This window comes from Enterococcus ureasiticus, from assembly GCF_001730285.1.
Classification (GTDB): Bacteria; Bacillota; Bacilli; order Lactobacillales; family Enterococcaceae; genus Enterococcus_L; species Enterococcus_L ureasiticus.
Genome location: NZ_MIJZ01000001.1, coordinates 1,195,737 through 1,219,195, shown reverse-complemented (window position 1 = coordinate 1,219,195; position 23,459 = coordinate 1,195,737). Strand labels below are relative to the sequence as shown.

The 23,459-nt window shown below is 36.4% G+C and carries 27 protein-coding genes, 1 tRNA gene and 1 rRNA gene; 28 read left to right on the top strand and 1 reads right to left on the bottom strand.

Annotated elements, in window-relative coordinates; all coding sequences use genetic code 11:
* The 18 genes from rrf to BCR21_RS05665 all read left to right on the top strand — a co-directional run.
* A 5S ribosomal RNA gene (rrf, locus tag BCR21_RS05750) occupies positions 1-95 on the top strand; the annotation flags it as partial.
* Positions 96-105: 10 nt separating this feature from the next.
* Positions 106-179, top strand: a tRNA-Asn gene (locus tag BCR21_RS05745).
* A gap of 285 nt (positions 180-464) precedes the next feature.
* A complete protein-coding gene (locus BCR21_RS05740) occupies positions 465-1,502 on the top strand; it encodes an LTA glycolipid anchor biosynthesis glycosyltransferase, IagA/BgsA family (protein WP_069645517.1) in 1,038 nt (345 codons plus the stop codon).
* Positions 1,503-1,531: 29 nt separating this feature from the next.
* On the top strand, positions 1,532-2,755 hold the full coding sequence (locus BCR21_RS05735) for a glycosyltransferase family 4 protein (protein ID WP_069645516.1): 1,224 nt from the start codon (positions 1,532-1,534) through the stop codon (positions 2,753-2,755).
* A gap of 75 nt (positions 2,756-2,830) precedes the next feature.
* Positions 2,831-3,721: an NAD(P)-dependent oxidoreductase gene (locus tag BCR21_RS05730; protein ID WP_069645515.1), complete on the top strand. Its 891-nt coding sequence runs from the start codon at positions 2,831-2,833 to the stop codon at positions 3,719-3,721.
* A 100-nt stretch (positions 3,722-3,821) separates the two neighbouring features.
* Entirely contained in the window at positions 3,822-4,052 is a 231-nt protein-coding gene (locus BCR21_RS05725) for a YkuJ family protein (RefSeq protein ID WP_069645514.1), read from the top strand.
* Between the two features lie 501 nt (positions 4,053-4,553).
* Complete coding sequence (gene fabT / locus BCR21_RS05720; RefSeq protein WP_069645513.1) at positions 4,554-4,994, top strand: fatty acid biosynthesis transcriptional regulator FabT; 441 nt, start codon at positions 4,554-4,556, stop codon at positions 4,992-4,994.
* Positions 4,995-5,008: 14 nt separating this feature from the next.
* A complete protein-coding gene (locus BCR21_RS05715) occupies positions 5,009-5,968 on the top strand; it encodes a beta-ketoacyl-ACP synthase III (RefSeq protein ID WP_069645512.1) in 960 nt (319 codons plus the stop codon).
* 50 nt (positions 5,969-6,018) lie between these two features.
* Positions 6,019-6,243, top strand: a complete 225-nt coding sequence (locus tag BCR21_RS05710) for an acyl carrier protein (protein ID WP_010760445.1) — start codon at positions 6,019-6,021, stop codon at positions 6,241-6,243.
* Positions 6,244-6,428: 185 nt separating this feature from the next.
* A complete protein-coding gene (gene fabK / locus BCR21_RS05705) occupies positions 6,429-7,385 on the top strand; it encodes an enoyl-[acyl-carrier-protein] reductase FabK (RefSeq protein WP_069645511.1) in 957 nt (318 codons plus the stop codon).
* A gap of 287 nt (positions 7,386-7,672) precedes the next feature.
* Entirely contained in the window at positions 7,673-8,602 is a 930-nt protein-coding gene (gene fabD / locus BCR21_RS05700; RefSeq protein WP_069645510.1) for an ACP S-malonyltransferase, read from the top strand.
* Positions 8,603-8,605: 3 nt separating this feature from the next.
* Positions 8,606-9,343, top strand: coding sequence for a 3-oxoacyl-[acyl-carrier-protein] reductase (fabG, locus tag BCR21_RS05695; RefSeq protein ID WP_069645509.1), 738 nt, complete (start codon positions 8,606-8,608; stop codon positions 9,341-9,343).
* A gap of 26 nt (positions 9,344-9,369) precedes the next feature.
* A complete protein-coding gene (fabF, locus tag BCR21_RS05690) occupies positions 9,370-10,605 on the top strand; it encodes a beta-ketoacyl-ACP synthase II (protein WP_069645508.1) in 1,236 nt (411 codons plus the stop codon).
* 1 nt (position 10,606) lies between these two features.
* Complete coding sequence (gene accB, locus BCR21_RS05685) at positions 10,607-11,101, top strand: acetyl-CoA carboxylase biotin carboxyl carrier protein (protein ID WP_069645507.1); 495 nt, start codon at positions 10,607-10,609, stop codon at positions 11,099-11,101.
* A gap of 2 nt (positions 11,102-11,103) precedes the next feature.
* Positions 11,104-11,523 carry a 3-hydroxyacyl-ACP dehydratase FabZ gene (gene fabZ / locus BCR21_RS05680; protein WP_010760451.1) on the top strand — a complete coding sequence of 140 codons (420 nt, stop codon included), beginning with the start codon at positions 11,104-11,106 and terminating at the stop codon, positions 11,521-11,523.
* Between the two features lie 7 nt (positions 11,524-11,530).
* Positions 11,531-12,901: an acetyl-CoA carboxylase biotin carboxylase subunit gene (locus BCR21_RS05675; RefSeq protein ID WP_069645506.1), complete on the top strand. Its 1,371-nt coding sequence runs from the start codon at positions 11,531-11,533 to the stop codon at positions 12,899-12,901.
* 14 nt (positions 12,902-12,915) lie between these two features.
* Complete coding sequence (accD, locus tag BCR21_RS05670; protein WP_069645505.1) at positions 12,916-13,782, top strand: acetyl-CoA carboxylase, carboxyltransferase subunit beta; 867 nt, start codon at positions 12,916-12,918, stop codon at positions 13,780-13,782.
* Position 13,783: 1 nt separating this feature from the next.
* Positions 13,784-14,569 (top strand): acetyl-CoA carboxylase carboxyl transferase subunit alpha, encoded by a 786-nt coding sequence (locus tag BCR21_RS05665; protein ID WP_069645504.1) that lies wholly within the window; start codon positions 13,784-13,786, stop codon positions 14,567-14,569.
* 59 nt (positions 14,570-14,628) lie between these two features.
* Here the strand turns inward: BCR21_RS05665 and BCR21_RS05660 are convergent, their stop codons facing one another.
* Positions 14,629-15,021, bottom strand: coding sequence for a VOC family protein (locus BCR21_RS05660; protein ID WP_069645503.1), 393 nt, complete (start codon positions 15,019-15,021; stop codon positions 14,629-14,631).
* A gap of 225 nt (positions 15,022-15,246) precedes the next feature.
* On the opposite strand from BCR21_RS05660, the gene BCR21_RS05655 reads away from it, so the two are divergent.
* The 10 genes from BCR21_RS05655 to BCR21_RS05610 all read left to right on the top strand — a co-directional run bounded on the left by BCR21_RS05655 (position 15,247) and on the right by BCR21_RS05610 (position 23,179).
* Positions 15,247-15,774: a YqeG family HAD IIIA-type phosphatase gene (locus tag BCR21_RS05655; RefSeq protein WP_069645502.1), complete on the top strand. Its 528-nt coding sequence runs from the start codon at positions 15,247-15,249 to the stop codon at positions 15,772-15,774.
* Positions 15,771-16,886 (top strand): ribosome biogenesis GTPase YqeH, encoded by a 1,116-nt coding sequence (gene yqeH / locus BCR21_RS05650; protein ID WP_069645501.1) that lies wholly within the window; start codon positions 15,771-15,773, stop codon positions 16,884-16,886. Before BCR21_RS05655 ends, yqeH begins: the two co-directional genes overlap by 4 nt.
* Before the next feature lie 31 nt (positions 16,887-16,917).
* Positions 16,918-17,229, top strand: coding sequence for a ribosome assembly RNA-binding protein YhbY (gene yhbY, locus BCR21_RS05645; RefSeq protein WP_069645500.1), 312 nt, complete (start codon positions 16,918-16,920; stop codon positions 17,227-17,229).
* Between the two features lie 18 nt (positions 17,230-17,247).
* Positions 17,248-17,892: a nicotinate-nucleotide adenylyltransferase gene (locus tag BCR21_RS05640; RefSeq protein WP_069645499.1), complete on the top strand. Its 645-nt coding sequence runs from the start codon at positions 17,248-17,250 to the stop codon at positions 17,890-17,892.
* Positions 17,882-18,484, top strand: coding sequence for a bis(5'-nucleosyl)-tetraphosphatase (symmetrical) YqeK (gene yqeK, locus BCR21_RS05635; RefSeq protein ID WP_069645498.1), 603 nt, complete (start codon positions 17,882-17,884; stop codon positions 18,482-18,484). Before BCR21_RS05640 ends, yqeK begins: the two co-directional genes overlap by 11 nt.
* Positions 18,485-18,793: 309 nt before the next feature.
* A complete protein-coding gene (gene rsfS / locus BCR21_RS05630) occupies positions 18,794-19,132 on the top strand; it encodes a ribosome silencing factor (RefSeq protein WP_069645497.1) in 339 nt (112 codons plus the stop codon).
* Between the two features lies 1 nt (position 19,133).
* Positions 19,134-19,871, top strand: a complete 738-nt coding sequence (locus BCR21_RS05625) for a class I SAM-dependent DNA methyltransferase (protein ID WP_069645496.1) — start codon at positions 19,134-19,136, stop codon at positions 19,869-19,871.
* 126 nt (positions 19,872-19,997) lie between these two features.
* The gene (locus tag BCR21_RS05620; RefSeq protein WP_069645495.1) at positions 19,998-21,167 is read left to right on the top strand and encodes a nucleotidyltransferase; all 1,170 of its coding nucleotides are present in this window, start codon (positions 19,998-20,000) and stop codon (positions 21,165-21,167) included.
* Between the two features lie 93 nt (positions 21,168-21,260).
* Entirely contained in the window at positions 21,261-21,980 is a 720-nt protein-coding gene (locus BCR21_RS05615) for a YebC/PmpR family DNA-binding transcriptional regulator (protein ID WP_010760465.1), read from the top strand.
* 152 nt (positions 21,981-22,132) lie between these two features.
* Entirely contained in the window at positions 22,133-23,179 is a 1,047-nt protein-coding gene (locus BCR21_RS05610; protein ID WP_069645494.1) for a type I restriction endonuclease, read from the top strand.
* The last annotated feature ends 280 nt before the right edge of the window (positions 23,180-23,459 follow it).

Genomic DNA, 23,459 nt, shown 5'->3' with positions numbered 1-23,459 from the left:
GATACACCTGTTCCCATGCCGAACACAGAAGTTAAGCTTCTTAGCGCCGATTGTAGTGAAGGGTTTCCCTTTGTGAGAGTAGGACGTCGCCACGCTAGTTGTTATTCCGGCATAGCTCAGTTGGTAGTAGCGCATGACTGTTAATCATGATGTCGTAGGTTCGAGTCCTACTGCCGGAGTTAAAAACGAAGACTTAATAAGTTTTCGTTTTTTTTTATTTTATAGTAAAATAAATTTTATTATTTGATAGAATAAGCCAAAGATGAAATAATGATAGTAATAGGTAAAATTGATTATCTCTATCTAACAGTTTTGTCACGTAAAGGGTCTATTTTGTGTGAAAATGCCTTTCTTAGGCTATTTTTTGATATAATATTTGTAAGTGTGATCGAACTAAGACTTTAGATTGAGCGAGTACTCTTTAACCTATGTTATAATAATTTAAAGAAGCTAGGAGGGGCAACGTGAAGGTTTTATTATATTTTGAAGGTGAAAAAATATTAGCGAAGTCTGGAATAGGACGAGCGTTAGACCATCAGAAGCGGGCGCTCTCTGAAGTAGGGATAGAGTATACATTAGATGCTGATTGCACAGATTATGACATTTTACATATTAATACTTATGGAATTAACAGCCATAGTATGGTAAATAAAGCAAGAAAACTGGGGAAAAAAGTTATTTATCATGCACATTCAACAGAAGAAGATTTTAGAAATTCATTTATTGGATCAAATCAGATATCTCCTCTAGTTAAAAAATATTTAGTTAGCTTATATTCTAAAGCAGATTATTTAATTACACCTACACCTTATTCAAAGAACTTATTAGAGGGATATGGTATAACAGTTCCGATTGCTTCAATTTCAAATGGAATCGATTTAAATCGATTTGAACGTTCTGAAGAAAAAGAAGAAAAATTTAGAGAGTATTTTAAAATACAAAAAAATCAAAAAGTAATTATTTGTGTTGGTTTGTATTTTGAAAGAAAAGGAATTGTTGATTTTGTTGAACTAGCTAGAAAATTTCCGGAATATCGTTTTATCTGGTTTGGCCATACGCCTATGTACTCGATTCCAAGAGCAATTAGGACAATTGTTAAAGAAGAACATCCGGAAAATGTGGAATTTCCAGGCTATATTAAAGGTGATATCATCGAAGGAGCTTATTCAGCTGCTAATCTCTTTTTCTTTCCTTCTTATGAGGAAACAGAGGGAATTGTCATATTAGAAGCTTTAGCCAGTGAGCAGCAAGTTTTGGTGAGAGATATTCCAGTATATAAAGGCTGGCTTGAGAATAAAGTGAATTGTTATATGGGGAAGACAAATAAAGAATTTGCTAATTTAATAGAAGCTCTAGTGGAGGATAAGATACCAAATACATGTCAAGCAGGTTATGAGGTTGCCAAGGAAAAGAGTATTGAAAGAATTGGACATGAATTAAAAGACGTTTATGAAAAAGTTCTGGGTAACGAATCTATAGAGCAAAATGAACAGGTACAGTAGGAAAATTAAAATTAATGGAGGGGAACAAAGTGAAATTTGGTTTCTTTACAGATACATATTTTCCCCAAGTTAGTGGGGTTGCAACGTCTATTAAGACACTTAAAGAAGAATTGGAACAAAAAGGACATCAAGTCTATATTTTTACGACTACAGATCCAAATGCAAAAGAGTTTGAAGAAGATGTTATTCGGATGCCTAGTGTTCCTTTTGTGTCATTCAAGGATCGACGAATTGTGGTACGCGGTATGTGGTATGCTTATTTAATTGCTAAAGAGTTAGACTTAGATTTGATTCATACTCATACAGAATTTGGTGCAGGATTATTAGGCAAAATGGTGGGTAAAAAGCTTAAAGTTCCTGTTATTCACACGTACCACACCATGTATGAGGATTACTTACATTATATCGCCAAAGGAAAAGTTGTACGTCCAACACATGTGAAGTATTTTTCTCGTTTCTTTGCAAATCATACAACGGGTGTGGTTTGTCCGAGTGAAAGAGTGATTGATAAATTAAAAGAATATGGTGTAACGTCACCGATGAGAATCATTCCAACAGGTATCGATATTAAAAAATTCGAAAGACCTGACATTACGCTCGAAATGAGAAAGGCTCTTCGTAGTGAGTTAGGGTTAAATGATGACAATATCATGTTACTATCATTGAGCCGCATTTCATATGAAAAAAATATTCAAGCAATTGTTAGTGGTTTACCAACTATTTTTGAACGTTTCCCAAGTGCTCGTTTTGTTATTGTTGGGGATGGTCCTTACATTGATAAACTTCGTTGTTTTGGTGAAGAGTTAGGGATAAGTGATAAAATTCAATTTATTGGAGAAGTGCCGAATGATCAAGTAGCTATTTATTATAAGGCAGCTGATTACTTCGTCAGTGCTTCAACTTCAGAGACACAAGGATTGACCTATACTGAAGCGATGGCTTCTGGCGTTCCTTGCGTAGTTGAGGGTAATGCTTATTTGAATAATTTGTTCGATCATGAAAGTTTGGGACGGACGTTTAAAACTGATGCGGACTTTGCGCCTATGTTTATTGAGTATGTCGAATCGGGAATCAAATCAAATGAAGCCATTTTAAAGGAAAAGCTTTATGAAATATCAGCAACTCATTTTGGGAATGTAATGCTTGAATTTTATGAGGATATGATTAAATATTATGATCAACTTATTTTAGATAAAGAAACTGCAGCTTCTATCGAACGAATCAAAGTCAAATTTACATCTTTAAGAAAATAAATGTTAAAACTTCTATTCTTGGTTTATACTAAGAATAGAAGTTTTTTCATTAAAAATAATAGGGGGATTATGACTATGCCACAAATTGGATTCATTGGAACAGGTGTTATGGGAGCTGCAATCGTCAGAAATATGATGAAACAGGGCTTGAAAGTGAATGTCTATAATCGAACAAAGATTAAAACAGATGAATTAGTACGTGAAGGTGCTGTTTGGCAAGATACTCCTGCGGCTATTACCGCAACGAGTGATATTATTTTTACGATGGTTGGATTTCCAAAAGATGTTGAAGCAATCTATTTTGATGAGAATGGTATTTTTTCACAAGATATTACAGATAAGATAATCGTGGATTTAACTACGAGTACCCCGACATTGGCTAAAAAAATAGCAATAAAGGCGAATGAATTAGGCGGTGTAGCTTTAGATGCTCCGGTATCAGGAGGTGATCTAGGGGCTAAAAATGGCACATTAACGATCATGGTCGGTGGAGATCAAGTAGCTTATGAGCAAGTACTGCCGATTTTTAAAACTTTCGGAAAAACGTTTACGTTACATGGTACATCAGGAAAAGGACAACATACCAAAATGGCTAACCAAATCATGATCGCAGGAACTATGACAGGGATGACTGAGATGATGGTCTATGCTAATAAAGCCGGATTAGATTTGAATAAGGTTATTGAAACGTTATCTGGAGGAAGCGCGGCTAATTGGTCGTTAAGTAACTATAGTCCAAGAATCTTAAAAGAAAATTATTCACCCGGTTTTTTTGTAAAGCATTTTATAAAAGATTTAAAGATTGCCTTAGATGAAGCTGAGAAAATGGATCTCGAGTTACCATCGACTAAATTAGCAACTGAACTCTATGAAAAGCTTGCTAATAAAGGATTTGAAAACGATGGAACACAAGCTCTTATCAAGCTATGGTGGGCTGATGGAAAGCAACCGACTTCGAAAGATTAAAGAACAGCAAAAAAATTAAAAAAAATGACGAAAAATCATGCAAGAAAGACAATGTTTTGATACAATGGTACAGAACTAGTTTTTAAAGGGAGGCCCATTTATGAAACATTCACAACTTGTGGCGATTATCAAGCGACTTGAAGCGATGATTGAAGCAACAGACAACGAAATTCAAGTTCGTCGTTTTGAACGCGAAGGTGCAGAAAAATGCATCGTAACGTATGATAAATCAACTGAAACATTTGAATTAACGGAAACTGATTCTCAACAAAGCTATCAATTTGATAATATTGATATTGTTGCGATGGAAATTTATGATTTAATTCAATAATCAAGTAAATTTCAGTAAGTATTTAACAAAATTAATAAAAATAATCAAAAATCCTGTGGCGTACAAATTTGTACGCCACAGGATTTTTTTATTTATGCAGTTTTTAATTCAAGAAAGATTGTCTTGGATGGTTCAAAAATATTTTCGTATGGCTGTTGGGAATTCTTGTTTGTTCACAATACTTAAGTGAAAGAGAGTTGTGACATTTTTAAGAAAATCCTGCTCGTACTCTTTTTTTTATTGAAAACGGGAAATAGTTTGACATTCAAAGTAAATTAAATGATACTAAATTCAGTGTAAATGGTTAAACATTTTTCAAAAATAAAAAGAAAATATCAAGTTGAAAGTTCCCTTTTTATCAAGGCAAACTAATTAATCCGACTCATTTTTTGATTAAGAAAAATTAAAAACTAAATATTTTACTTGCAATCTGTTTTTATATACGATATAGTTTGAACATCAAATGATTTGATAATCAAAGTATATGGATGGTGCACACAAATGGAACCTAATTTAGAAACAGTCAATGATTATCTTGTCAGTGTCTTTAACGATATTTTGACGATTGAAGAATCTGAATTGAAGAAATCACAATTCAATGACTTATCCATTACTGAAATGCACACAATCGAAGCAATTGGAATGTATAGGAAAAAGACTTCTTCGGAAGTTGCCAAAGAGTTATCGATCACTGTTGGAACATTGACCGTAGCAATCAATAATCTTGTGAAAAAAGGTTATGTTGAACGCATACGAAGTGAAGATGATCGCCGAGTAGTTAAGTTAGGGCTAACCAAAAAAGGAAAATTACTTTTTCGTGTTCATCAGCACTTCCATAGAGAAATGGTCAAGACAATTTTAAACGGAATGGATAAAGCAGAAGAACAAGCTTTATTAAAAGCATTGAAGAATCTTCATGATTTCTTAAAGGAATATAAATAAAAGTGAGGACCAAGATGAATCAACATGCAAAAATAACTTGTACGAGCCGTTATGTTCCTGAAAATGCAGTATCCAATGATCAACTTTCGACAATGATGGATACTTCTGATGAATGGATTTCTAGTCGAACAGGTATACGTTCAAGAAATATTGTTACTAACGAAAATACTTCGGACTTATGTATTAAGGTAGCTGAAAAGCTATTAAAAAAATCGGGGAAGAATGCTGAAGATTTGGATTTTATCCTCGTGGCAACTATGACACCAGATTACGGCACCCCTTCAGTAGCATGCCTTGTTCAAGGTAGTATCTCGGCTACTCAGGCGCTTGCTTTTGATATCAGCGCAGCTTGTACTGGTTTTGTCTATGCATTAAGTATGGGTGAGAAATTGATTCGTACTGGAAAGAAATTTGGTATGGTCATCGGCGGTGAAACATTATCTAAAGTCCTTGATTGGGACGACCGTAGTACGGCTGTATTATTTGGTGATGGAGCAGCTGGTGTATTATTGGAAGCAAGTGATGAAGAGCATTTTTTAAACGAAAAACTGCAAGCTGATGGACAAAGAGCTAAATCATTAACTTCTGGTTATTTAGAAAACAAGAGTCCTTTTTATACTGGAACCTCTGAAAGCTCTGCTTATCTACAAATGGCAGGTAGAGATATCTACGATTTTTCATTGAATGATGTAACGAACAATATTCGGGAAATTGCAGAAGATGATGTAGACTATCTATTGCTACACCAAGCAAATAAACGTATCATCGAAAAAATATCGAAAAAACTTAAAGTTCCAAGAGAAAAATTTCTCACAAATATGGAACATAACGGTAACACCTCTGCTGCAAGCATCCCGTTATTACTGGATGAATCAGTAGAAAAAGGAGTGCTTCAATTAGGCTCCAAACAAAAAATTGTGTTAACAGGCTACGGCGGCGGTTTAACGTGGGGTTCAATCCTCTTAACGCTGTAAAACTGTAACTATATAAACTAAAAAAAGAAAATTATTGGAGGAATATACACATGGTATTCGAAAAAATTCAAGCAATTATTGTAGAAGAATTAGGTAAAGAACCTGAGGAAGTAAAATTAACAACAAACATTCAAGAAGAATTAGATGCGGATAGCTTAGACCTATTCCAAATCATCAATGAAATTGAAGATGCTTTTGATATAAAAATCGAATCTGAAGATGGTATTACAACTGTTCAAGATTTAGTAACATATGTAGAAAAACAAAAAGCATAATAATCTTAGCGATTAGGTAAAATAAAAAGTTGGATGAGCCAGGCTCTGTGCGATTCTCAACAATTGCTGAAGAGCCTGGCTTTTTAACACTGCTCGTTGGAATTAGAAAGGCTGGTACTAAACTTACAGAGTTTTGTTCCAGTCCTTTTTTGATTAATTATTCTATAGTTTGAAGGATGTAATTTATGCAATCAAAGATATGTGAACTGATCGGAATTGAATATCCAATTTTTCAAGGCGGCATGGCTTGGATTGCAGATGCTTCTTTGGCAGGAGCTGTTTCCAAAGCTGGTGGGCTTGGAATCATCGCAAGCGGTAATGCGCCTAAAGAAGTCGTTCAAGCTGAAATCAAAAAAATCAAAGAAATCACAGATAAACCGTTTGGAGTCAATATTATGTTGCTTTCACCATTTGCGCAGGACATCGTGGATTTAGTTTGTGAAGAAAACGTACCAGTAGTTACAACAGGCGCGGGTAATCCTAGCAAATATATGGCTCGTTTTAAAGAACATAATATTAAAGTAATTCCAGTGATTCCTTCAGTTGCATTAGGTGCCCGAATGGAAAAAATAGGAGCAGATGCAGTCATTGTTGAAGGAATGGAAGCTGGGGGACATATTGGCAAATTAACAACAATGAGTATTGTACCGCAAGTTGTAGACGCACTGACAATTCCAGTAATTGCTGCAGGCGGTATTGGCGATGGTCGTGGAATGGCAGCTGTATTGATGTTAGGAGCAGATGCTGTTCAAGTCGGCACACGTTTTTTAGTCGCAAAAGAATGTACGGTGCATGAAAATTATAAAGCTAGAATCATCAAAGCAAGAGACGTAGATACAACAGTTACGTGTCAACATTTTGGACATCCGGTACGGGCAATCAAAAATAAGTTGACCAATGAATATGATCGATTAGAAAAAATCGAACTGAAAAAGAATGAGCCAAATCTTGTGCAATTTGATGAATTAGGGCAAGGTGCTTTGCGTAAGGCTGTTGTAGAAGGTGATGTGGATCATGGATCAATCATGGCTGGACAAATTGCAGGACTTGTAAAAAAAGAAGAAACAGCAAAAGAAATTATTGAATCATATATTAGTGAGACAAAAAAAGTTATGGCAGCTGAATGTAGTCGCTGGTTGTAATAGAGTGTCTTTTGATGATGAATTTTAAATATATCTAGCTTCGCAGGCTAGCCTTTCGGAAAAAAGATAAAACTTGAATGAGGTAAAACACACCTCAATCATGTTTTCCTATTTTTCTGTCAAGGCTGAACGAGCTTGCTGCGCTTTTAAAACTATCTAGCTTCATGAGCTAGTCTCTCAGAAAAAATATAAAACCTGAATGAGGTGAAGAGCACCTCATTCATGTGTTCCTATTTTTCCGTCGAGACTAAACAGCTCATTTAGCTTTTAACGTAAGGAGTAAAGTAATGAAAACAGCTTTTGTATTTAGTGGGCAAGGTGCTCAGTATATTGGCATGGGCAAGGAATTGTTTGAGCAAGAGAGTATTGTTCAAGAAACATTTCAAGAAGCGAGTGATGTTCTAGGGTACGATATGGCAGAACTTTGTTTTACTGAAAATGACCAACTAAATGAAACGATGTATACGCAGCCAGCCATATTGACCGTCAGTATTGCTTTTTATCGTCTTTTACAATCTAAGGGCTATCAGCCAGATATTGTGGCTGGGCTAAGTTTAGGAGAGTATAGTGCGCTAGTGGCTAGTGGTGCGATTTCGTTTAAAGAAGCCGTTCAATTAGTTGCTAAAAGAGGCAAGTTCATGGCTGAAGCTGCACCAACTGGTACTGGTAAAATGGTTGCAGTGATGAATGCTGAACGTTCATTGATTGAAAAATGTTGCCAAGAGGCAAGTGGGAGTGGTATCGTTTCTCCTGCAAATTATAATACACCTCAGCAAATCGTGATTGGCGGAGAAACGCCTGCAGTTGATAAAGCGGTGGAATTGTTAACAGAAGCAGGTGTGAAGCGGATGATTCCTTTAAAAGTAAGTGGTCCTTTTCATACCGCATTATTAAAGCCAGCTTCTGAAAAACTAGCGACTGAACTAGAGAAAATAAATTTTGCAGAAATGACGATTCCTGTGATCAGTAATACTACAGCACAAGTAATGGAGCAAACAGAAATAAAAGAATTATTAGAAAAACAAGTAATGTCTGCTGTTCGTTTTGCTGATAGTATCGAAACAATCAAAAAAATGAATGTTGATGTAATTATAGAAGTTGGACCAGGTAAAACATTGACTGGTTTTATTAAGAAGATCGATAAAGAAATGAAAACAGCTCGTGTTGAAGATGAAAAAACACTATCTGAAACTGAAGCTCTTTTAAACGGGAGGTAACGAATGGAACTTAAAGGAAAAAACGTGTTTGTTACAGGAAGCACACGAGGAATTGGTAAAGCTGTTGCTTTAGCTTTTGCGAAAGAAGGAGCTAATGTTGTGCTTAATGGGCGCGGAGAAATAAGTACTGAATTAATAGCAGAAGTAGAATCTTTTGGTGTTAAATGTATCGGTATTTCTGGAGATATCGGCAGTTTTGAATCAGCAGGGGAAATGATCCAAGCCGCAATTGATGGTTTAGGTTCAATCGATATTTTAATTAATAATGCAGGAATCACGAATGATAAGTTATTATTGAGAATGTCAGAAGAAGATTTTACTAGTTGCATTCAAATCAATCTAACTGGGACATTCAACATGACACAACATGCAATTAAAAAGATGATGAAACAGCGCAGTGGAAGTATCATTAACATGTCCAGTGTTGTCGGTTTGATGGGGAATATCGGTCAAGCTAACTATGCGGCAAGTAAGGCTGGAGTGATTGGCTTAACTAAGTCTGTTGCGAGAGAAGTTGCTGCACGAGGAATTACTTGCAATGCTATCGCACCAGGTTTTATCGAAACTGAAATGACTGAGGTTTTATCTGATAAAGTCAAAGAACAAATGAGTCAGCAAATTCCATTGCAATCATTTGGGCAAGTGGAAGATGTAGCCAATACGGCTATCTTTTTAGCGAAAAGTCCTTATATCACAGGACAAGTCTTGAATGTAGATGGTGGTTTAGTCATGCATGGCTAATGAACAAGCTTGAAAGGAGCGGTTGAATGAATCGCGTAGTTATTACAGGTTATGGTGTAGCATCTCCAATCGGAAATGATGCAGAAGCCTTTTTAGAAAGTTTACAAAGAGGAGAAAACGGGATTGGTCCTATTACTAAATTTGATGCTAGCGAAACAGGTATTACGTTAGCAGCAGAAGTAAAAGATTTTCCTTTTGATAAGTACTTTGCAAAAAAAGATGCTAAACGGATGGATTTATTTTCCTTATTTGGTATCTATGCGTCTTTAGAAGCGATGGAAATGAGTAAACTAGATATCGAAGAAATAGATGTTGACCGTTTTGGTGTTATGGTAGGTTCTGGTATCGGAGGACTTCAAACGATTCAAGATCAAGTGACTCGAATGCGTGAAAAAGGTCCTAAAAGGGTAGCGCCTTTATTTATACCAATGGCAATTGGCAATATGGCGGCAGGTAATATTGCTTTACGTGTTGGAGCAAGAGGAACTTGTACGGCAACAGTCACTGCTTGTGCTACGGCGAATAATTCGATTGGTGAAGCTTTTAGAAATATCAAACATGGATATTCAGATGTGATACTAGCGGGAGGAACTGAGGCCTCAATTACAGAAATCGGGATTGCAGGTTTTGCTTCATTAACAGCTGTTACTTCCGAGGAAAATCCAAATAGAGGATCGATTCCTTTTGACAAAGACCGCAGTGGATTTGTAATGGGTGAGGGAGCTGGGATTTTAGTTCTAGAATCTTTGGAACATGCTCAAAAAAGAGGAGCTAAAATTTTAGGTGAAATCGTTGGATATGGGTCAAACTGTGATGCGTATCATATGACTTCACCGAGACCAGATGGAAGCGGTGCGGCTAAGGCGATGAAATTAGCAATTGAAGAAGCAGCTATTGATTCTGCCAAAGTTGGTTATATCAATGCTCATGGAACTAGTACACCTTCAAATGATGTTGCAGAGACTAAAGCGATCCAAACAGCATTAGGAGAAGCGTCTAAAAATGTTCGTGTCAGTAGCACGAAAAGTATGACTGGTCATGCGTTAGGTGCTACTGGCGGGATTGAAGCAATTGCAACATTGAATGCATTACAGCACCAATTTATTCCACCAACTATCAATATTGATCAACTTGATGAGGCCATCGAAATTAATATTGTCACAAATAAAAGCCAAAAACATAAATTTGATTATGCATTAACAAATTCTTTCGGCTTTGGTGGTCATAATGCTGTACTTTGTTTAAAACGTTGGGAGGATTAAGATGAATATCAATGAAGTAAAAGAATTATTGACGCAGTTTGATGAATCGACATTAACTGAATTTGATCTTAAAGAAGGTTCGTTTGGACTTTACATGAATAAAAATAAAGTGACACAAAAAACATCGTCAGGTGAAGTAAAAGAAGTAGCTGAGAGAAATACGCACCAAGGCACAACTGAAATTACGAGTCAAACGACCGAAGTAAAAGAAACAGTTAATGAAACTGTAAAATCTGAGACAAAACCAGAAAACACAGAAGAAATCATCTCGCCAATCGTGGGTATTGTGTATTTAAAACCGGCACCTGATAAAGAAAACTTCAAACAAGTTGGGGATTCGGTGAAAAAAGGGGATGTCGTTTGTATAGTTGAAGCGATGAAACTTATGAATGAGATTACGGCAACAGTTGATGGTGTAATTACGGAAGTCTTGATACAAAATGAAGATGTTGTTGAATTTAATCAACCACTTTTCCGTGTATCTAAAGGAGTGTAATGATGAATATTCAAGAAATTAAAGAAATTATCCCTCATCGTTATCCGTTTTTACTATTGGATACGGTCGAAGAAATCGTTGTGGGTGAAAAAGTTATCGCGAAGAAAAATGTTACGATCAATGAACCTTTTTTTCAAGGTCATTTTCCAGGAGAGCCTGTTATGCCAGGTGTTTTGATTCTTGAAGCGCTTGCTCAAGCAGGAGCTGTAGCATTATTGTCTATGCCTGATTTTAAAGGCAAGACAGCCTATTTTGGCGGTATTGATAAAGCCAAATTTAGACAAAAAGTTGTTCCAGGTGATACGTTGATGTTAGAAGTAGAAATTATGAAAGTAAAATCAATAGCCGGCATCGGCAAAGGAACTGCGACTGTGAACGGGAAAAAAGTAGCGGAAGCAGAATTGACCTTTATGATTGGATAGGTGAGCTATGTTTTCAAAAGTTTTAATTGCAAATAGAGGAGAAATCGCAGTTCGGATCATTCGAGCATGTCGTGAATTAGGTGTGCAGACCGTTGCGGTATACTCCGAAGCAGATAAAGAAGCATTACACACACAGCTTGCAGATGAGGCTATTTGTATTGGGCCAGCGAAAGCGGCTGATTCATATTTAAATGTACAGAGTGTACTAAGTGCAGCGATCGTGACCAATGCTGAAGCAATCCATCCTGGTTTTGGATTTTTATCTGAAAACAGTCAATTTGCAGCAATGTGTGAAGAATGCAATATTACATTTATTGGTCCAAAAGCAGCAACAATTGATGCGATGGGGAATAAAATCAATGCACGTGAATTGATGCAAAAAGCCAACGTTCCAGTTATTCCTGGAAGTACTGGTGTGATCAGTTCTGTTGAAGAAGCTTTAACGATCGCCGATAATATCGGTTACCCAGTTATGTTGAAAGCAGCAGCTGGTGGTGGTGGTAAAGGGATCCGAAAAGTAATGAGCAAAGAAGAACTACCTCAACATTTTACCTCAGCACAGCAAGAAGCAAAAGCGGCTTTTGGCAATGATGATATGTACTTAGAAAAAATTATTTATCCAGCCCGTCATATTGAAGTTCAAATTTTAGGTGATCAATATGGGCATGTAATCCATTTAGGGGAACGTGATTGTTCTTTACAAAGAAATAATCAAAAAGTTCTTGAAGAATCGCCATCGATCGCGATTTCTCCTGAGAAACGTCAGTTAATAGGTGAAACGGCCGTACGTGCAGCTGAAGCTGTTCATTATGAAAATGCTGGAACGATTGAATTTTTGATGGATAAATCGGGTGAAGTTTATTTTATGGAAATGAATACTCGAATCCAAGTTGAACATCCTGTTACAGAAATGGTTACCGGAATCGATCTTGTTAAAGCACAGTTGAAAGTGGCTTCTGGTGAAGAATTACCATACACACAAGAAGATATTACGATCACAGGCCATGCAATCGAATGCCGAATCAATGCTGAAAATCCTGCTTTTAATTTTGCTCCTTCTCCTGGAAAAATCAAAAACTTGTTGCTTCCAAGCGGAGGAATGGGATTAAGGGTAGATAGTGCCATGTATTCAGGATATACGATTCCACCTTTTTATGATTCGATGATCGCTAAAGTAATTGTCCATGGCAATGATCGAATGGATGCGTTGATGAAAATGCAGCGGGCGCTAAACGAAATCGTAACAGATGGTATTATCACAAATTCAGAATTTCAGCTAGATTTGATTACCCATAAAAATGTGTTAGCTGGCGATTATGATACGAGTTTTTTACAAGAAACATTTTTACCAAATTGGAAACCAGAAAGCGATAATTAAAAAGGAGCAGGTGTATGGCTTTATTTAAAAAGAAAAACTACATTCGAATCAATCCGAATCGCGCGGGCGACCAATCTTCTGTAAAAAAACCTGCAGTTCCAGATAACATGTGGGCGAAATGTCCTTGTTGCAAACGTACGCTATATACAAAAGATATGGGGGCAGAAAAAGTCTGCCCTTATTGCGGTTATAGCTTTAGAATTGGTGCTTGGGAACGACTTGCATTGACGGTAGATGAGAAGAGTTTTGAAGAGTGGGATACAGATTTAGTTACGAAAGACCCCTTAGATTTTCCAGACTATTTGGATAAAATCGCCAAGATGCAAGAAAAAACAGAATTACATGAAGCCGTTTTAACTGGGAAAGCTAAAATAGATGATCAAGAGATCGGTATCGGTGTGATGGATGCTAATTTTATTATGGGAAGCATGGGAACCGTTGTGGGTGAGAAAATTACTCGTCTGTTTGAACGAGCAACGGAACAGCATTTACCGGTGATTATTTTTACTGCCTCAGGTGGAGCAAGAATGCAGGAAGGGATTTTTTCTCTAATGCAAATGGCTAAAATTTCTGGTGCGCTTAAACGGCATAGCAATGCAGGATTACTTTATATCACAGTGCTAACTGATCCCACAACAGGTGGCGTTACAGCTAGCTTTGCGATGGATGGTGATGTTATAATAGCCGAGCCGCAAAGTTTGATTGGGTTTGCTGGCCGTCGAGTGATTGAGCAGACGATCCGTCAAGAGTTACCGGATGATTTTCAAAAAGCAGAATTTCTACTGGATCACGGATTTGTCGATAAGATTGTTCCAAGAAATCAATTGCGGGAAGCATTGAGTAAATTAATAAAGATTCATACGATGAAAGGGTGGAAATAGCATGGAAAAAACTGCCAATGATATTGTCACCTTAGCTCGTGCACAGGATCGTTATACAACATTAGAATATATTGCTGCAATTTTTGATGATTTTATGGAATTTCATGGGGATCGTTACTTTGGAGAAGATTTAGCCGTAGTTGGTGGTGTTGCAACGTTAGAAGACAAACCTGTGACGGTAGTCGGGATTCAAAAAGGACGTAACTTACCTGAAAATATCGAACGAAATTTTGGGGCACCTCATCCAGAAGGTTATCGTAAAGCGTTACGTTTGATGAAGCAGGCAGAAAAATTTGGCCGTCCAGTTGTTACGTTTATCAATACAGCAGGAGCATATTGCGGTATTGAGGCAGAAGAACGTGGTGAAGGTGAGGCAATTGCTAGAAATTTGATAGAGATGTCTGATTTAAGCGTGCCGATCATTGCCATTATTATTGGTGAGGGCGGAAGCGGCGGCGCATTAGCTCTTGCATTAGCTGATGAAGTTTGGATGTTGGAACATACGATTTATGCAGTACTTTCACCAGAAGGTTTTGCTTCGATTTTATGGAAAGACGGTAGTCGGGCTAAAGAAGCAGCAGAATTAATGAAAATCACTGCGACAGAATTAAAAGAATTAACGATTATTGATCGAGTGATTCCAGAAGAAATGAACGGTGAAGTATTGGAACAACCGAAAATCAATCGAATGATTCAAAAAGCACTTATTAGTAAGTTTTCTGAACTATCTCAATTAGAAACAGATGTGCTGTTGGAAAATCGTTATCAGCGTTTTCGTAAATATTAAACAACCATATAAAAATGGAGCAAGCTTATTGGGCCTGCTCCATTTTTTTTGTATCATCATTAATTAGCATAAACTTCTGAAATTGACCAAACAAAACCAAAAGGATCTTTGATATTTGCCACTTTAAATTTATTTGGCACAACGGTAATAGGCATTTCTAAAATACAGCCTGCAGCTAACGTTTTTTCGACAAGTTCTTCTACATTATTACAAATCAATTGGATACAAAGGGGCGTACCTTTTAAGGTCAAAGGTGATTTACCACCATTTTCTGGTTGTTCATCGGCTAAAGCGAAGAGGCTTTCTCCAATACTGAAACGACCGGATTTCATTGTGTCTGTAGTAGTTAATTCTATTTTCTTTGCATCGAATATTTTTTCATAAAGTGTCATTGCTTTTTCTGTGTCAGGTACAAAAAGATTGAGGGATGCTTTTTCTATTTTAACGGTCATTAGGTTTCCTCTTTTCATTGGTTTAAAAAAGTTTATCACAAAAATTGTTAAAGAGACAAAATCATGTTTGCTCTGCCATTTGCTCGTCATTGAATCTTATGAAAACTTATGATAAGCATTTATAGAAATTTTTAGGGAAATGCAGTATAATACAAATTGGAGGAGTGCTAGCTTAGTACTCCTTTCACTATGAAAAAGTTCATCGTGAAGATGAGAGGAGTTACTATGTTTTCAAAATTCAAACCAACTTGGATGGTTGATGCGATTTATAAAATCACACCGAACCAATTAAAAAAATTAGGGGTCAAAGCCGTATTGACCGATTTGGACAATACCTTGATTGCTTGGGATAATCCAGACGGGACCGAAGAATTACTGACATGGATTCTGGAAATGAAAAATGCCGGAATTCCAGTTGTGGTCGTTTCAAATAATAAATCCAGCCGCATAAAACGCGCAGTTGAGAAATTTGATCTAGAATATGTATCTAGAGCGTTGAAACCCTCGACAAGAGGATTCAGAGAAGCAGAGAAAAAATTAAATATGAAACCAGAAGAGTTAGTAATGGTCGGTGACCAGATCATGACTGATATTCGAGGAGCTAATGCTGCTGGAATCAGAAATATTTTAGTTCGTCCTATAGTTGACACGGATGGATGGAATACAAGAATCAATCGATTCTTTGAACGAAAAATCATGAAACATTTAGCGAAGAAACATCCAGATATGATATGGAAAGGCGGACTAGAATGAGCGAGCAAGAAGCAATCCATTGCATCGGTTGTGGTGCAATCATTCAAACAGATCAGCCAGATAAACTAGGCTATACGCCAAAGGCTGCTTTTGAGAAGGGGATGGAGACAGGGGAAGTTTATTGCCAACGCTGTTTTCGTTTAAGACATTACAACGACATTCAAGATGTTCATTTGACAGATGATGATTTTTTACGTTTATTAAATGAGCTGGGTAAAGAAGACGCTTTGATCGTGAACGTTGTTGATATTTTTGATTTTAACGGTTCATTGATTCCGGGACTACATCGTTTTATTGGGGATAATCCAGTATTGATGGTAGGAAACAAAGTCGATATTCTCCCAAAATCATTAAAGAAACCTAAAATGATTCAATGGATGAGAGAGCGAGCGCATGAAGAAGGCTTACGTCCCGTTGATGTTTTACTGACTAGTGCCAAGAAACCTCATGAAATGGAAAACTTGCTTGAAACGATCGAAAAATATCGTGACGGTAAGGATGTTTATGTGGTTGGTGTGACAAATGTTGGGAAATCAACGTTGATCAATCAAATCATTAAGCAGACTGCTGGCGTTCAAAATGTTATCACAACGTCGCAATTTCCAGGAACGACATTAGATAAAATTGAAATACCTTTGGATGATGGACATTTCTTGATCGACACACCAGGGATCATTCATCGTCATCAAATGGCGCATTACCTAGGTAAAAAAGATTTAAAAATCATTGCGCCACAAAAAGAAATCAAACCAAAAGTATATCAGTTGAATGCTGAACAGACGCTATTTTTAGGTGGCTTAGCTCGTTTTGATTTTGTTCAAGGGGAACGTAGTTCATTTATTGCCTATGTATCAAATGATTTATCGATTCATCGTACTAAATCAGCGACAGCAGATGCTTTTTCTGAAAAACATGTTGGTGGATTATTACAACCGCCGCGTCTAGATGAAGTCGCAGATTTTCCTGATTTGGTTCGTTTTGAATTTTCGATCAAAGAAAAAACAGATATCGTATTTGCCGGACTTGGGTGGATCACGGTGACAGAACCGTGTGTAGTTGCTGGCTGGGCTCCTAAAGGCGTAGATGTTTTAAGAAGAAAAGCGTTGATTTAATCATAAGTGAGAACAGAGAGAAGGAAAATTAGTGAATTTAAGAGGAAAACAAAAGCGTTTTTTACGTAGTCAAGCGCACCATTTACAACCGATTTTTCAAATTGGTAAAGGCGGCTTGAATTCTGCGATGGTGGTACAAATTAATGAAGCTTTGGAAAAACGTGAATTGATCAAAGTCACATTACTACAAAATACCGATGAGATTGCTGAAGATGTAGCAGAAGCATTAAAGGCAGATATTCATTGCGATATCGTTCAAATCATTGGTCGTGTATTAGTTTTATTTAAACCATCATCTAATGAAAAATATCAAAAAATCTCTAAAGAAGTTAAAGTAATTTAAAACTTGGAGGTAAGAAAAATGGGGACAAATACGAATGCAGCATTAAAAGCAGAAGTAATTGTGGAAGAAGCAAAGCTTTTTCAAAAGCGTAAACAGGTAGGAATTTTAGGCGGGAATTTTAATCCAGTTCATTTGGCTCATTTAGTGATGGCTGACCAAGTGCAACAACAGCTTGGGTTGGACAAAGTCTATTTGATGCCTACTTATTTACCGCCTCATGTAGATGAAAAAAAGACGATCGATAGTAAACACCGTTTAGCAATGTTGGAACTTGCAATTGCTGATAATCCTAATTTAGCTGTTGAACCCATCGAGTTGTTTCGTAAGGGAAAAAGTTATACCTATGACACGATGAAAGCTTTAACACAAAACAATCCAGATACAGATTACTATTTTATCATTGGCGGAGACATGGTAGAATATTTACCAAAGTGGCATAAAATCGATGAATTGATGACACTGACTAATTTTGTAGGTATCCGTCGTCCACATTATGGAACTGTTTCACCCTATCCGATTATTTGGGTGGATGTTCCCCAAATGGATATTAGTTCAACGTTGATTCGGGAAAAAATCAAAAATGGTTGTTCTACGCGCTACTTATTGCCTAATAGTGTGATACACTATATAGAAGAGAAGGGGCTGTATGTAGATGGATTTTAGCGGAAAATATACGGCGTTTAAACGCGAAGAATTGATGCAGGAAGTCCAGATGCATATGAGTGAACGGCGCTTTCAACATGTTTTAGGTGTGGAAGAAATGGCTGTAGCTTTAGCGGCTAAATACGGTGCTTCCAAAGAAAAGGCAAGTATTGCAGCATTGACTCACGATTACGCCAAAGAACGTCCTGATGAAGAGTTTGAATTGATTATCAAACGAGACGGCTATGATCAGGATTTACTAAATTATGGTAATGCAATTTGGCATGGTCTTGTTGGTGCCAGTATGGTTCAAAGGGAACTAGGCATAGAGGATGAAGAGATTTTAGAAGCGATTCGTTTGCATACGACAGGTGCTGCTAAAATGAGTCTACTTGATAAAATCATTTATGTTGCTGATTATATTGAAATAGGGCGCAATTTTCCTGGCGTAAAAGAAGCACGGAAAGTAGCTTTGGTTGATTTGGATGAAGCTGTTGCATATGAAACAAAGCATACATTACTGCATCTTATTGAACAAGAACAAAAAATTTATCCCAAAACAATTGAGACATATAATTATTGGGTTGTGGGAAAAGCTGAGCAAAGCGTGTAGCTCTTTAGAAATTTAGGAATCTGAATGTGGAACGTTTCTTGTTCCATGTGAAGATTGTCTAATTTCCTCAAGAGCTGCTTTGAGAGGCTGGATCAAGGAAAAGCTGATTGAACTCGTTCAGCATCGATAGAAAAATAGGGAATACTGTTCGTGGCGATTTTTGTCACTAATAGAATTCATCTTTTTTCCGAGGTGTTAGTTCAAGAAGCTAGATTAAGGAAAAGCTGAGCAAAGTATTTAGCTCTAAGTTAGAAAAAATCAAAAAATTTAATTAAATTATGGGAGGAAACCATCATAGATAGTCAACAGATTTTAGAAATCGCTGTAAAAGCAGCTGATTCAAAACGAGCAGAGGAAATTGTTGCTTTAGATGTGCAGGAGATATCACTTTTAGCAGATTATTTTATGATTTGCCAAGCTACAAGTGAACGTCAAATCAATGCCATTGTGGAAGAAATTATTGAAAAAGAAGAAGAAGCAGATGTAGAAGTAAAACGTATCGAAGGAAAAGATGGCGGTAAATGGGTGTTAATCGATTTAGGTGATATTATTGTTCATGTATTCCAATCAGCAGAACGTGGCTTTTACAATTTAGAAAAACTTTGGTCAGATGCACCAATGGTCGATCTTCACGCTTGGGTCGAGTAATATGGCATATGAAACATTTGCTTTTGTTTACGATGAAGTAATGGATGATAGTCTTTACGATCAGTGGCTAGAGTTTTCTAAGCGTCACTTACCAGAAGGTAAAATGGATGTTTTAGAAATGGCTTGCGGTACTGGCGCTTTAGCTGTGAATTTTGCTAAAGCTGGCTTCACTGTTACTGCCTTAGATTTGTCAGAGGAAATGTTGATGATGGCTAGTAAACGTGCGGCGGAAGAAGAGGTTCATGTTCAATTTGTCCAGGGTAACATGATGGATTTATCTGAAATGGGGCAATATCATGCGATTACTTGTTTTTCCGATTCGCTGTGCTATATGGCCAATCGTCAGGAAGTCCAACAAGTATTTGATGATGTCTATCAAGCATTAGAAGAAGAAGGCGTCTTTATTTTTGACGTCCATTCTGTTTATCAAGTAGACAAAGTGTTTCCTGAATACAGTTACCATTACCAAACAGAAGAATTTGCCTTTTTATGGGATAGTTATCCTGGTGAAAAAGAGCATAGTATTGAACATTTTCTAACGTTCTTTGTAAAAGAGCATGAAAGTGACGAAGTGTTTATCCGTCAAGATGAACTACATCAAGAACGTACTTACACAATGGAAAACTATTTGATGATGCTAGAAAGTGCTGGTTTTATAGATGTTTCTGTCTATGCGGATTTTACGGATGACGCACCAACAGAAGAAAGCAAACGCTGGTTTTTTGTTTGTAAAAAATAGTTTAAAAAATGAGCGGAGCAGAACTTTTTAAAGTTTTGCCTGCTCATTTTTCTTTTGTTTCAGTAATAAAATAAAAATGGTATGATGGAGTTCTAATAGAAATGATCTGGATGAAGGAGAATAAAGATGAAAAGTTGCGGTATTATTGTGGAATACAATCCTTTTCATAATGGACATCTGTACCATGCAAAGATGGCACGCAAAATGAGTGGTGCAGAGGTTGTGATTGCTGTGATGAGTGGGAATTTCTTGCAACGAGGGGAACCTGCGATTATCGATAAATGGACACGAGCCAAAGAAGCATTGAATCATGGTGTCGATCTAGTTGTTGAATTACCGTTTGCTTATGCTGTGCAATCAGCAGATTATTTTGCGGCAGGTGGAATCAAGCTACTTCAGGCTTTACAATGTGATGCACTATGCTTTGGTACCGATAATCAGATAGAGATGGATTATGAACTGTTTGGGGATTTTGTAAATAAGAACCAAACAGAAATCGATCAAGCCTATCAACAAATCAAAAACAATGGTATGAGTTATCCACAGCAGATGACAGAAGTTTTTCGTAAGCTTTATCCAAATAGCGGGTTAGATTTTTCTTCGCCTAATCATATTTTAGGGTTAAGTTATGCAAAAGAAAATGCCGCTTATGAAAAGCCGATGAGGTTGTATCCTTTAAAACGAGAACAAGCAGGCTATCATGATACCAACATATATCAAGAGTTTGCTAGCGCCACTGCAATCAGGAAAGCTGTATTTTCAGAGCAATTAGATCAAATCAAACAAGTACTGCCAGCGCAAGTAGTAATCGATTTGGCGAATTCAGCTACCGTTTCTTGGGAAGATTATTGGCCTTTATTAAAATATAAGTTGATCAGCAGCTCGATCACTGAATTAAAAGGGATTTACCAAATGAAAGAAGGCATCGAATATCGTCTACAAGAAGCAGCTAAGACTTCTGATTCTTTTCAAACTTTTATGGAACAGGCAAAAACAAAACGCTATACCTGGACGCGCTTGCAACGACTGGCGACTTACATTTTAAATAATGTGAAACAACAGGAAATAGAAAAATCTTGGAATCAAAGTCATTTGCAAGTTCTCGGTTTCACGGAGCAAGGCCAACGTTTTTTGCGAGAAGAAAAGAAGAATCTAGCATTGCCTCTAATTACAAAAATGGCCAAGAGTTTAAATTCTCAATTAGCCTTAGATATCCGGAGTAATCAGCTTTATCAATTAGGCAATCACCGTGTTACAGAACAAAGCTTCGGTCGTTTTCCAATTCGTCTCTCTTAAAAGCAAAAAACACTTAACAAAAGTCCGTTTGCCAAGTATAATAAGAAAGGCACTACAATCGAAAATAATAATGAATGAAAGCGAAGTGAGAATATGGGTCGTAAGTGGGCAAATATTAAAGAGAAAAAAGCTGCCAAAGACGCAAATAACAGCCGAGTTTATGCAAAATTCGGAATTGAGATTTACGTAGCAGCGAAATCGGGTGATCCTGACCCTCAAGCAAATCAGAAATTACGGTTTGTTATCGAGCGCGCAAAAACATATAATGTTCCAAAACATATCATCGATCGAGCAATCGAAAAAGCTAAAGGATCTGGAGATGAGCAGTACTCTGAATTACGTTATGAAGGATTTGGGCCAAATGGTTCAATGGTCATCGTTGATGCTTTGACAAATAACGTAAACCGTACAGCTTCAGATGTTCGTGCGGCATTTGGTAAAAATGGTGGAAATATGGGTGTCAGCGGAGCTGTAGCTTATATGTTCGATCATACAGGTGTGATTGGATTTGCAGGCGATGATGCTGATGAAATTCTTGAATATTTGATGGAAAAAGACATCGATGTTCGTGATGTTACAGAAGAAGAAGGGCAAATCATTGTCTATACAGAGCCAGAAGATTTACATGCGGTGCAAGAAGTGCTAAAAGAAAAAGGGATCGAAGAATTTTCAGTAGCAGAACTAGAAATGATTGCACAAAATGATGTAGAATTAACTGGAGAAGATTTAGAACAATTCGAACGAATGATCGATGTTTTAGAAGACCTTGATGATGTTCAAAAGGTTTATCATAACGTTGATTTAGGAGAATAAGAAAGAGAGAATCCTTATTTTATTAAGGGTTCTTTTTTGATTTTCAAAAAACGAGTGTAACCATTTCAAATGAAAGTGTCATAGATTAGGAGATACCGATATGATATAATATTATTGTAAAAATACTATATCAAGAAGTGGGGTAATGAGAAGTGGAATTAGAAAAATTCAAAGATGACCTAAAAGCTATCGGCAAAAGAGTTGTAAAGTTAAAGGATAATATAGGAACTGAAGAAGCTACAAAGACTTCACTTATAATGCCTTTTTTTCAAATCTTAGGTTATGATATTTTCAATCCAATTGAATTTGTACCAGAATTTACAGCTGATGTAGGCATAAAAAAAGGTGAGAAGGTTGACTATGCGATTGTAATAGATAGTGTGCCGACTATCTTGATTGAAGCTAAATCTATCACTGAACCACTAACGAAACATGACTCACAATTATTTAGATATTTTGGAACAACAACATCCAAATTTGGTATACTCACAAATGGAGAAATATATAAGTTCTTTACTGATTTAGAAGAACCAAATAAGATGGATTCTTCACCATTTTTGACAATTGATATTACGAATTTAAAAGATAGTCAGATACCTGAAATTGCGAAATTTCATAAAGACAATTTTGATATTGATAAAATAACTAATAGTGCCTCTGAATTAAAATATTTAAATAAATTGAAGTCATTTTTAAATGCTCAATTAAATGAACCTTCTGAAGAATTTGTAAAATACTTTGTTGGTGAAATTTATGGCGGAGTAAAAACAAAGGCAACTCTAGATAAGTTTAAACCTCTAATAAAAAAAGGGTTAAATCAATTTATTAATGAGAAAGTTAATGATAAATTGAGTGCAGCTCTTAATACTTCTGTTTCGGTTAAAGAAGAAGAGGTAATTCAGGAAGATGTTTCCGATGATATAGTTACTACACCAGAGGAGTTGGAGGCTTATACTATAGTTAAGCTTATCCTCAAAGATACAGTAGTTTTAGATAGAATTTTTTATAGGGACAATAAAAGCTATTTTAATGTATTAATTGACGACAATATTAGAAAATGGGTATTAAGATTCTTTACGTCTGGTTCAGGAATGAAAATTGAGCTAAATAATTCAAGTAGGTCCATTTTTGAAATAAACAGCCCAATTGATATTACAAATCATTCAAAAGAGATAATTAAAATCGTTGAAGGTTTCTAAAATTATACCTGAACACTTAGCATCTTTTTATAAAAAATAGGAATGAATAGCTTGACCCTTATTTTGAAGAGCAAGTTCTAACTTTTTTGAGTTAGAACTTGCTCTTCTTCTTATCTATGAATACAAAAAACCCTTCATACACACACTATATGAAGGGAAACACAATATGAAAAAACTAAGAACAATAATATAATAGCATTTTTGGGTTAAATTCTCAAATATTTCGAATTATAACGAAATATTTGAGAATTTAGTTATTAACAAGAAAATAAATCATTTA

Bases quoted from the DNA above. Each gene is read 5' to 3' on its own strand.
- accB (WP_069645507.1), top strand. From the start codon at position 10,607: ATGAATATCAATGAAGTAAAAGAATTATTGACGCAGTTTGATGAATCG.
- accD (WP_069645505.1), top strand. From the start codon at position 12,916: ATGGCTTTATTTAAAAAGAAAAACTACATTCGAATCAATCCGAATCGC.
- BCR21_RS05665 (WP_069645504.1), top strand. From the start codon at position 13,784: ATGGAAAAAACTGCCAATGATATTGTCACCTTAGCTCGTGCACAGGAT.
- yqeH (WP_069645501.1), top strand. From the start codon at position 15,771: ATGAGCGAGCAAGAAGCAATCCATTGCATCGGTTGTGGTGCAATCATT.
- BCR21_RS05675 (WP_069645506.1), top strand. From the start codon at position 11,531: ATGTTTTCAAAAGTTTTAATTGCAAATAGAGGAGAAATCGCAGTTCGG.
- BCR21_RS05725 (WP_069645514.1), top strand. From the start codon at position 3,822: ATGAAACATTCACAACTTGTGGCGATTATCAAGCGACTTGAAGCGATG.
- BCR21_RS05640 (WP_069645499.1), top strand. From the start codon at position 17,248: ATGGGGACAAATACGAATGCAGCATTAAAAGCAGAAGTAATTGTGGAA.
- BCR21_RS05620 (WP_069645495.1), top strand. From the start codon at position 19,998: ATGAAAAGTTGCGGTATTATTGTGGAATACAATCCTTTTCATAATGGA.
- yqeK (WP_069645498.1), top strand. From the start codon at position 17,882: ATGGATTTTAGCGGAAAATATACGGCGTTTAAACGCGAAGAATTGATG.
- fabF (WP_069645508.1), top strand. From the start codon at position 9,370: ATGAATCGCGTAGTTATTACAGGTTATGGTGTAGCATCTCCAATCGGA.
- BCR21_RS05730 (WP_069645515.1), top strand. From the start codon at position 2,831: ATGCCACAAATTGGATTCATTGGAACAGGTGTTATGGGAGCTGCAATC.
- BCR21_RS05715 (WP_069645512.1), top strand. From the start codon at position 5,009: ATGAATCAACATGCAAAAATAACTTGTACGAGCCGTTATGTTCCTGAA.
- BCR21_RS05615 (WP_010760465.1), top strand. From the start codon at position 21,261: ATGGGTCGTAAGTGGGCAAATATTAAAGAGAAAAAAGCTGCCAAAGAC.
- BCR21_RS05710 (WP_010760445.1), top strand. From the start codon at position 6,019: ATGGTATTCGAAAAAATTCAAGCAATTATTGTAGAAGAATTAGGTAAA.
- fabT (WP_069645513.1), top strand. From the start codon at position 4,554: ATGGAACCTAATTTAGAAACAGTCAATGATTATCTTGTCAGTGTCTTT.
- BCR21_RS05625 (WP_069645496.1), top strand. From the start codon at position 19,134: ATGGCATATGAAACATTTGCTTTTGTTTACGATGAAGTAATGGATGAT.
- BCR21_RS05655 (WP_069645502.1), top strand. From the start codon at position 15,247: ATGTTTTCAAAATTCAAACCAACTTGGATGGTTGATGCGATTTATAAA.
- BCR21_RS05660 (WP_069645503.1), bottom strand. From the start codon at position 15,021: ATGACCGTTAAAATAGAAAAAGCATCCCTCAATCTTTTTGTACCTGAC.
- fabZ (WP_010760451.1), top strand. From the start codon at position 11,104: ATGAATATTCAAGAAATTAAAGAAATTATCCCTCATCGTTATCCGTTT.
- fabK (WP_069645511.1), top strand. From the start codon at position 6,429: ATGCAATCAAAGATATGTGAACTGATCGGAATTGAATATCCAATTTTT.
- fabD (WP_069645510.1), top strand. From the start codon at position 7,673: ATGAAAACAGCTTTTGTATTTAGTGGGCAAGGTGCTCAGTATATTGGC.
- fabG (WP_069645509.1), top strand. From the start codon at position 8,606: ATGGAACTTAAAGGAAAAAACGTGTTTGTTACAGGAAGCACACGAGGA.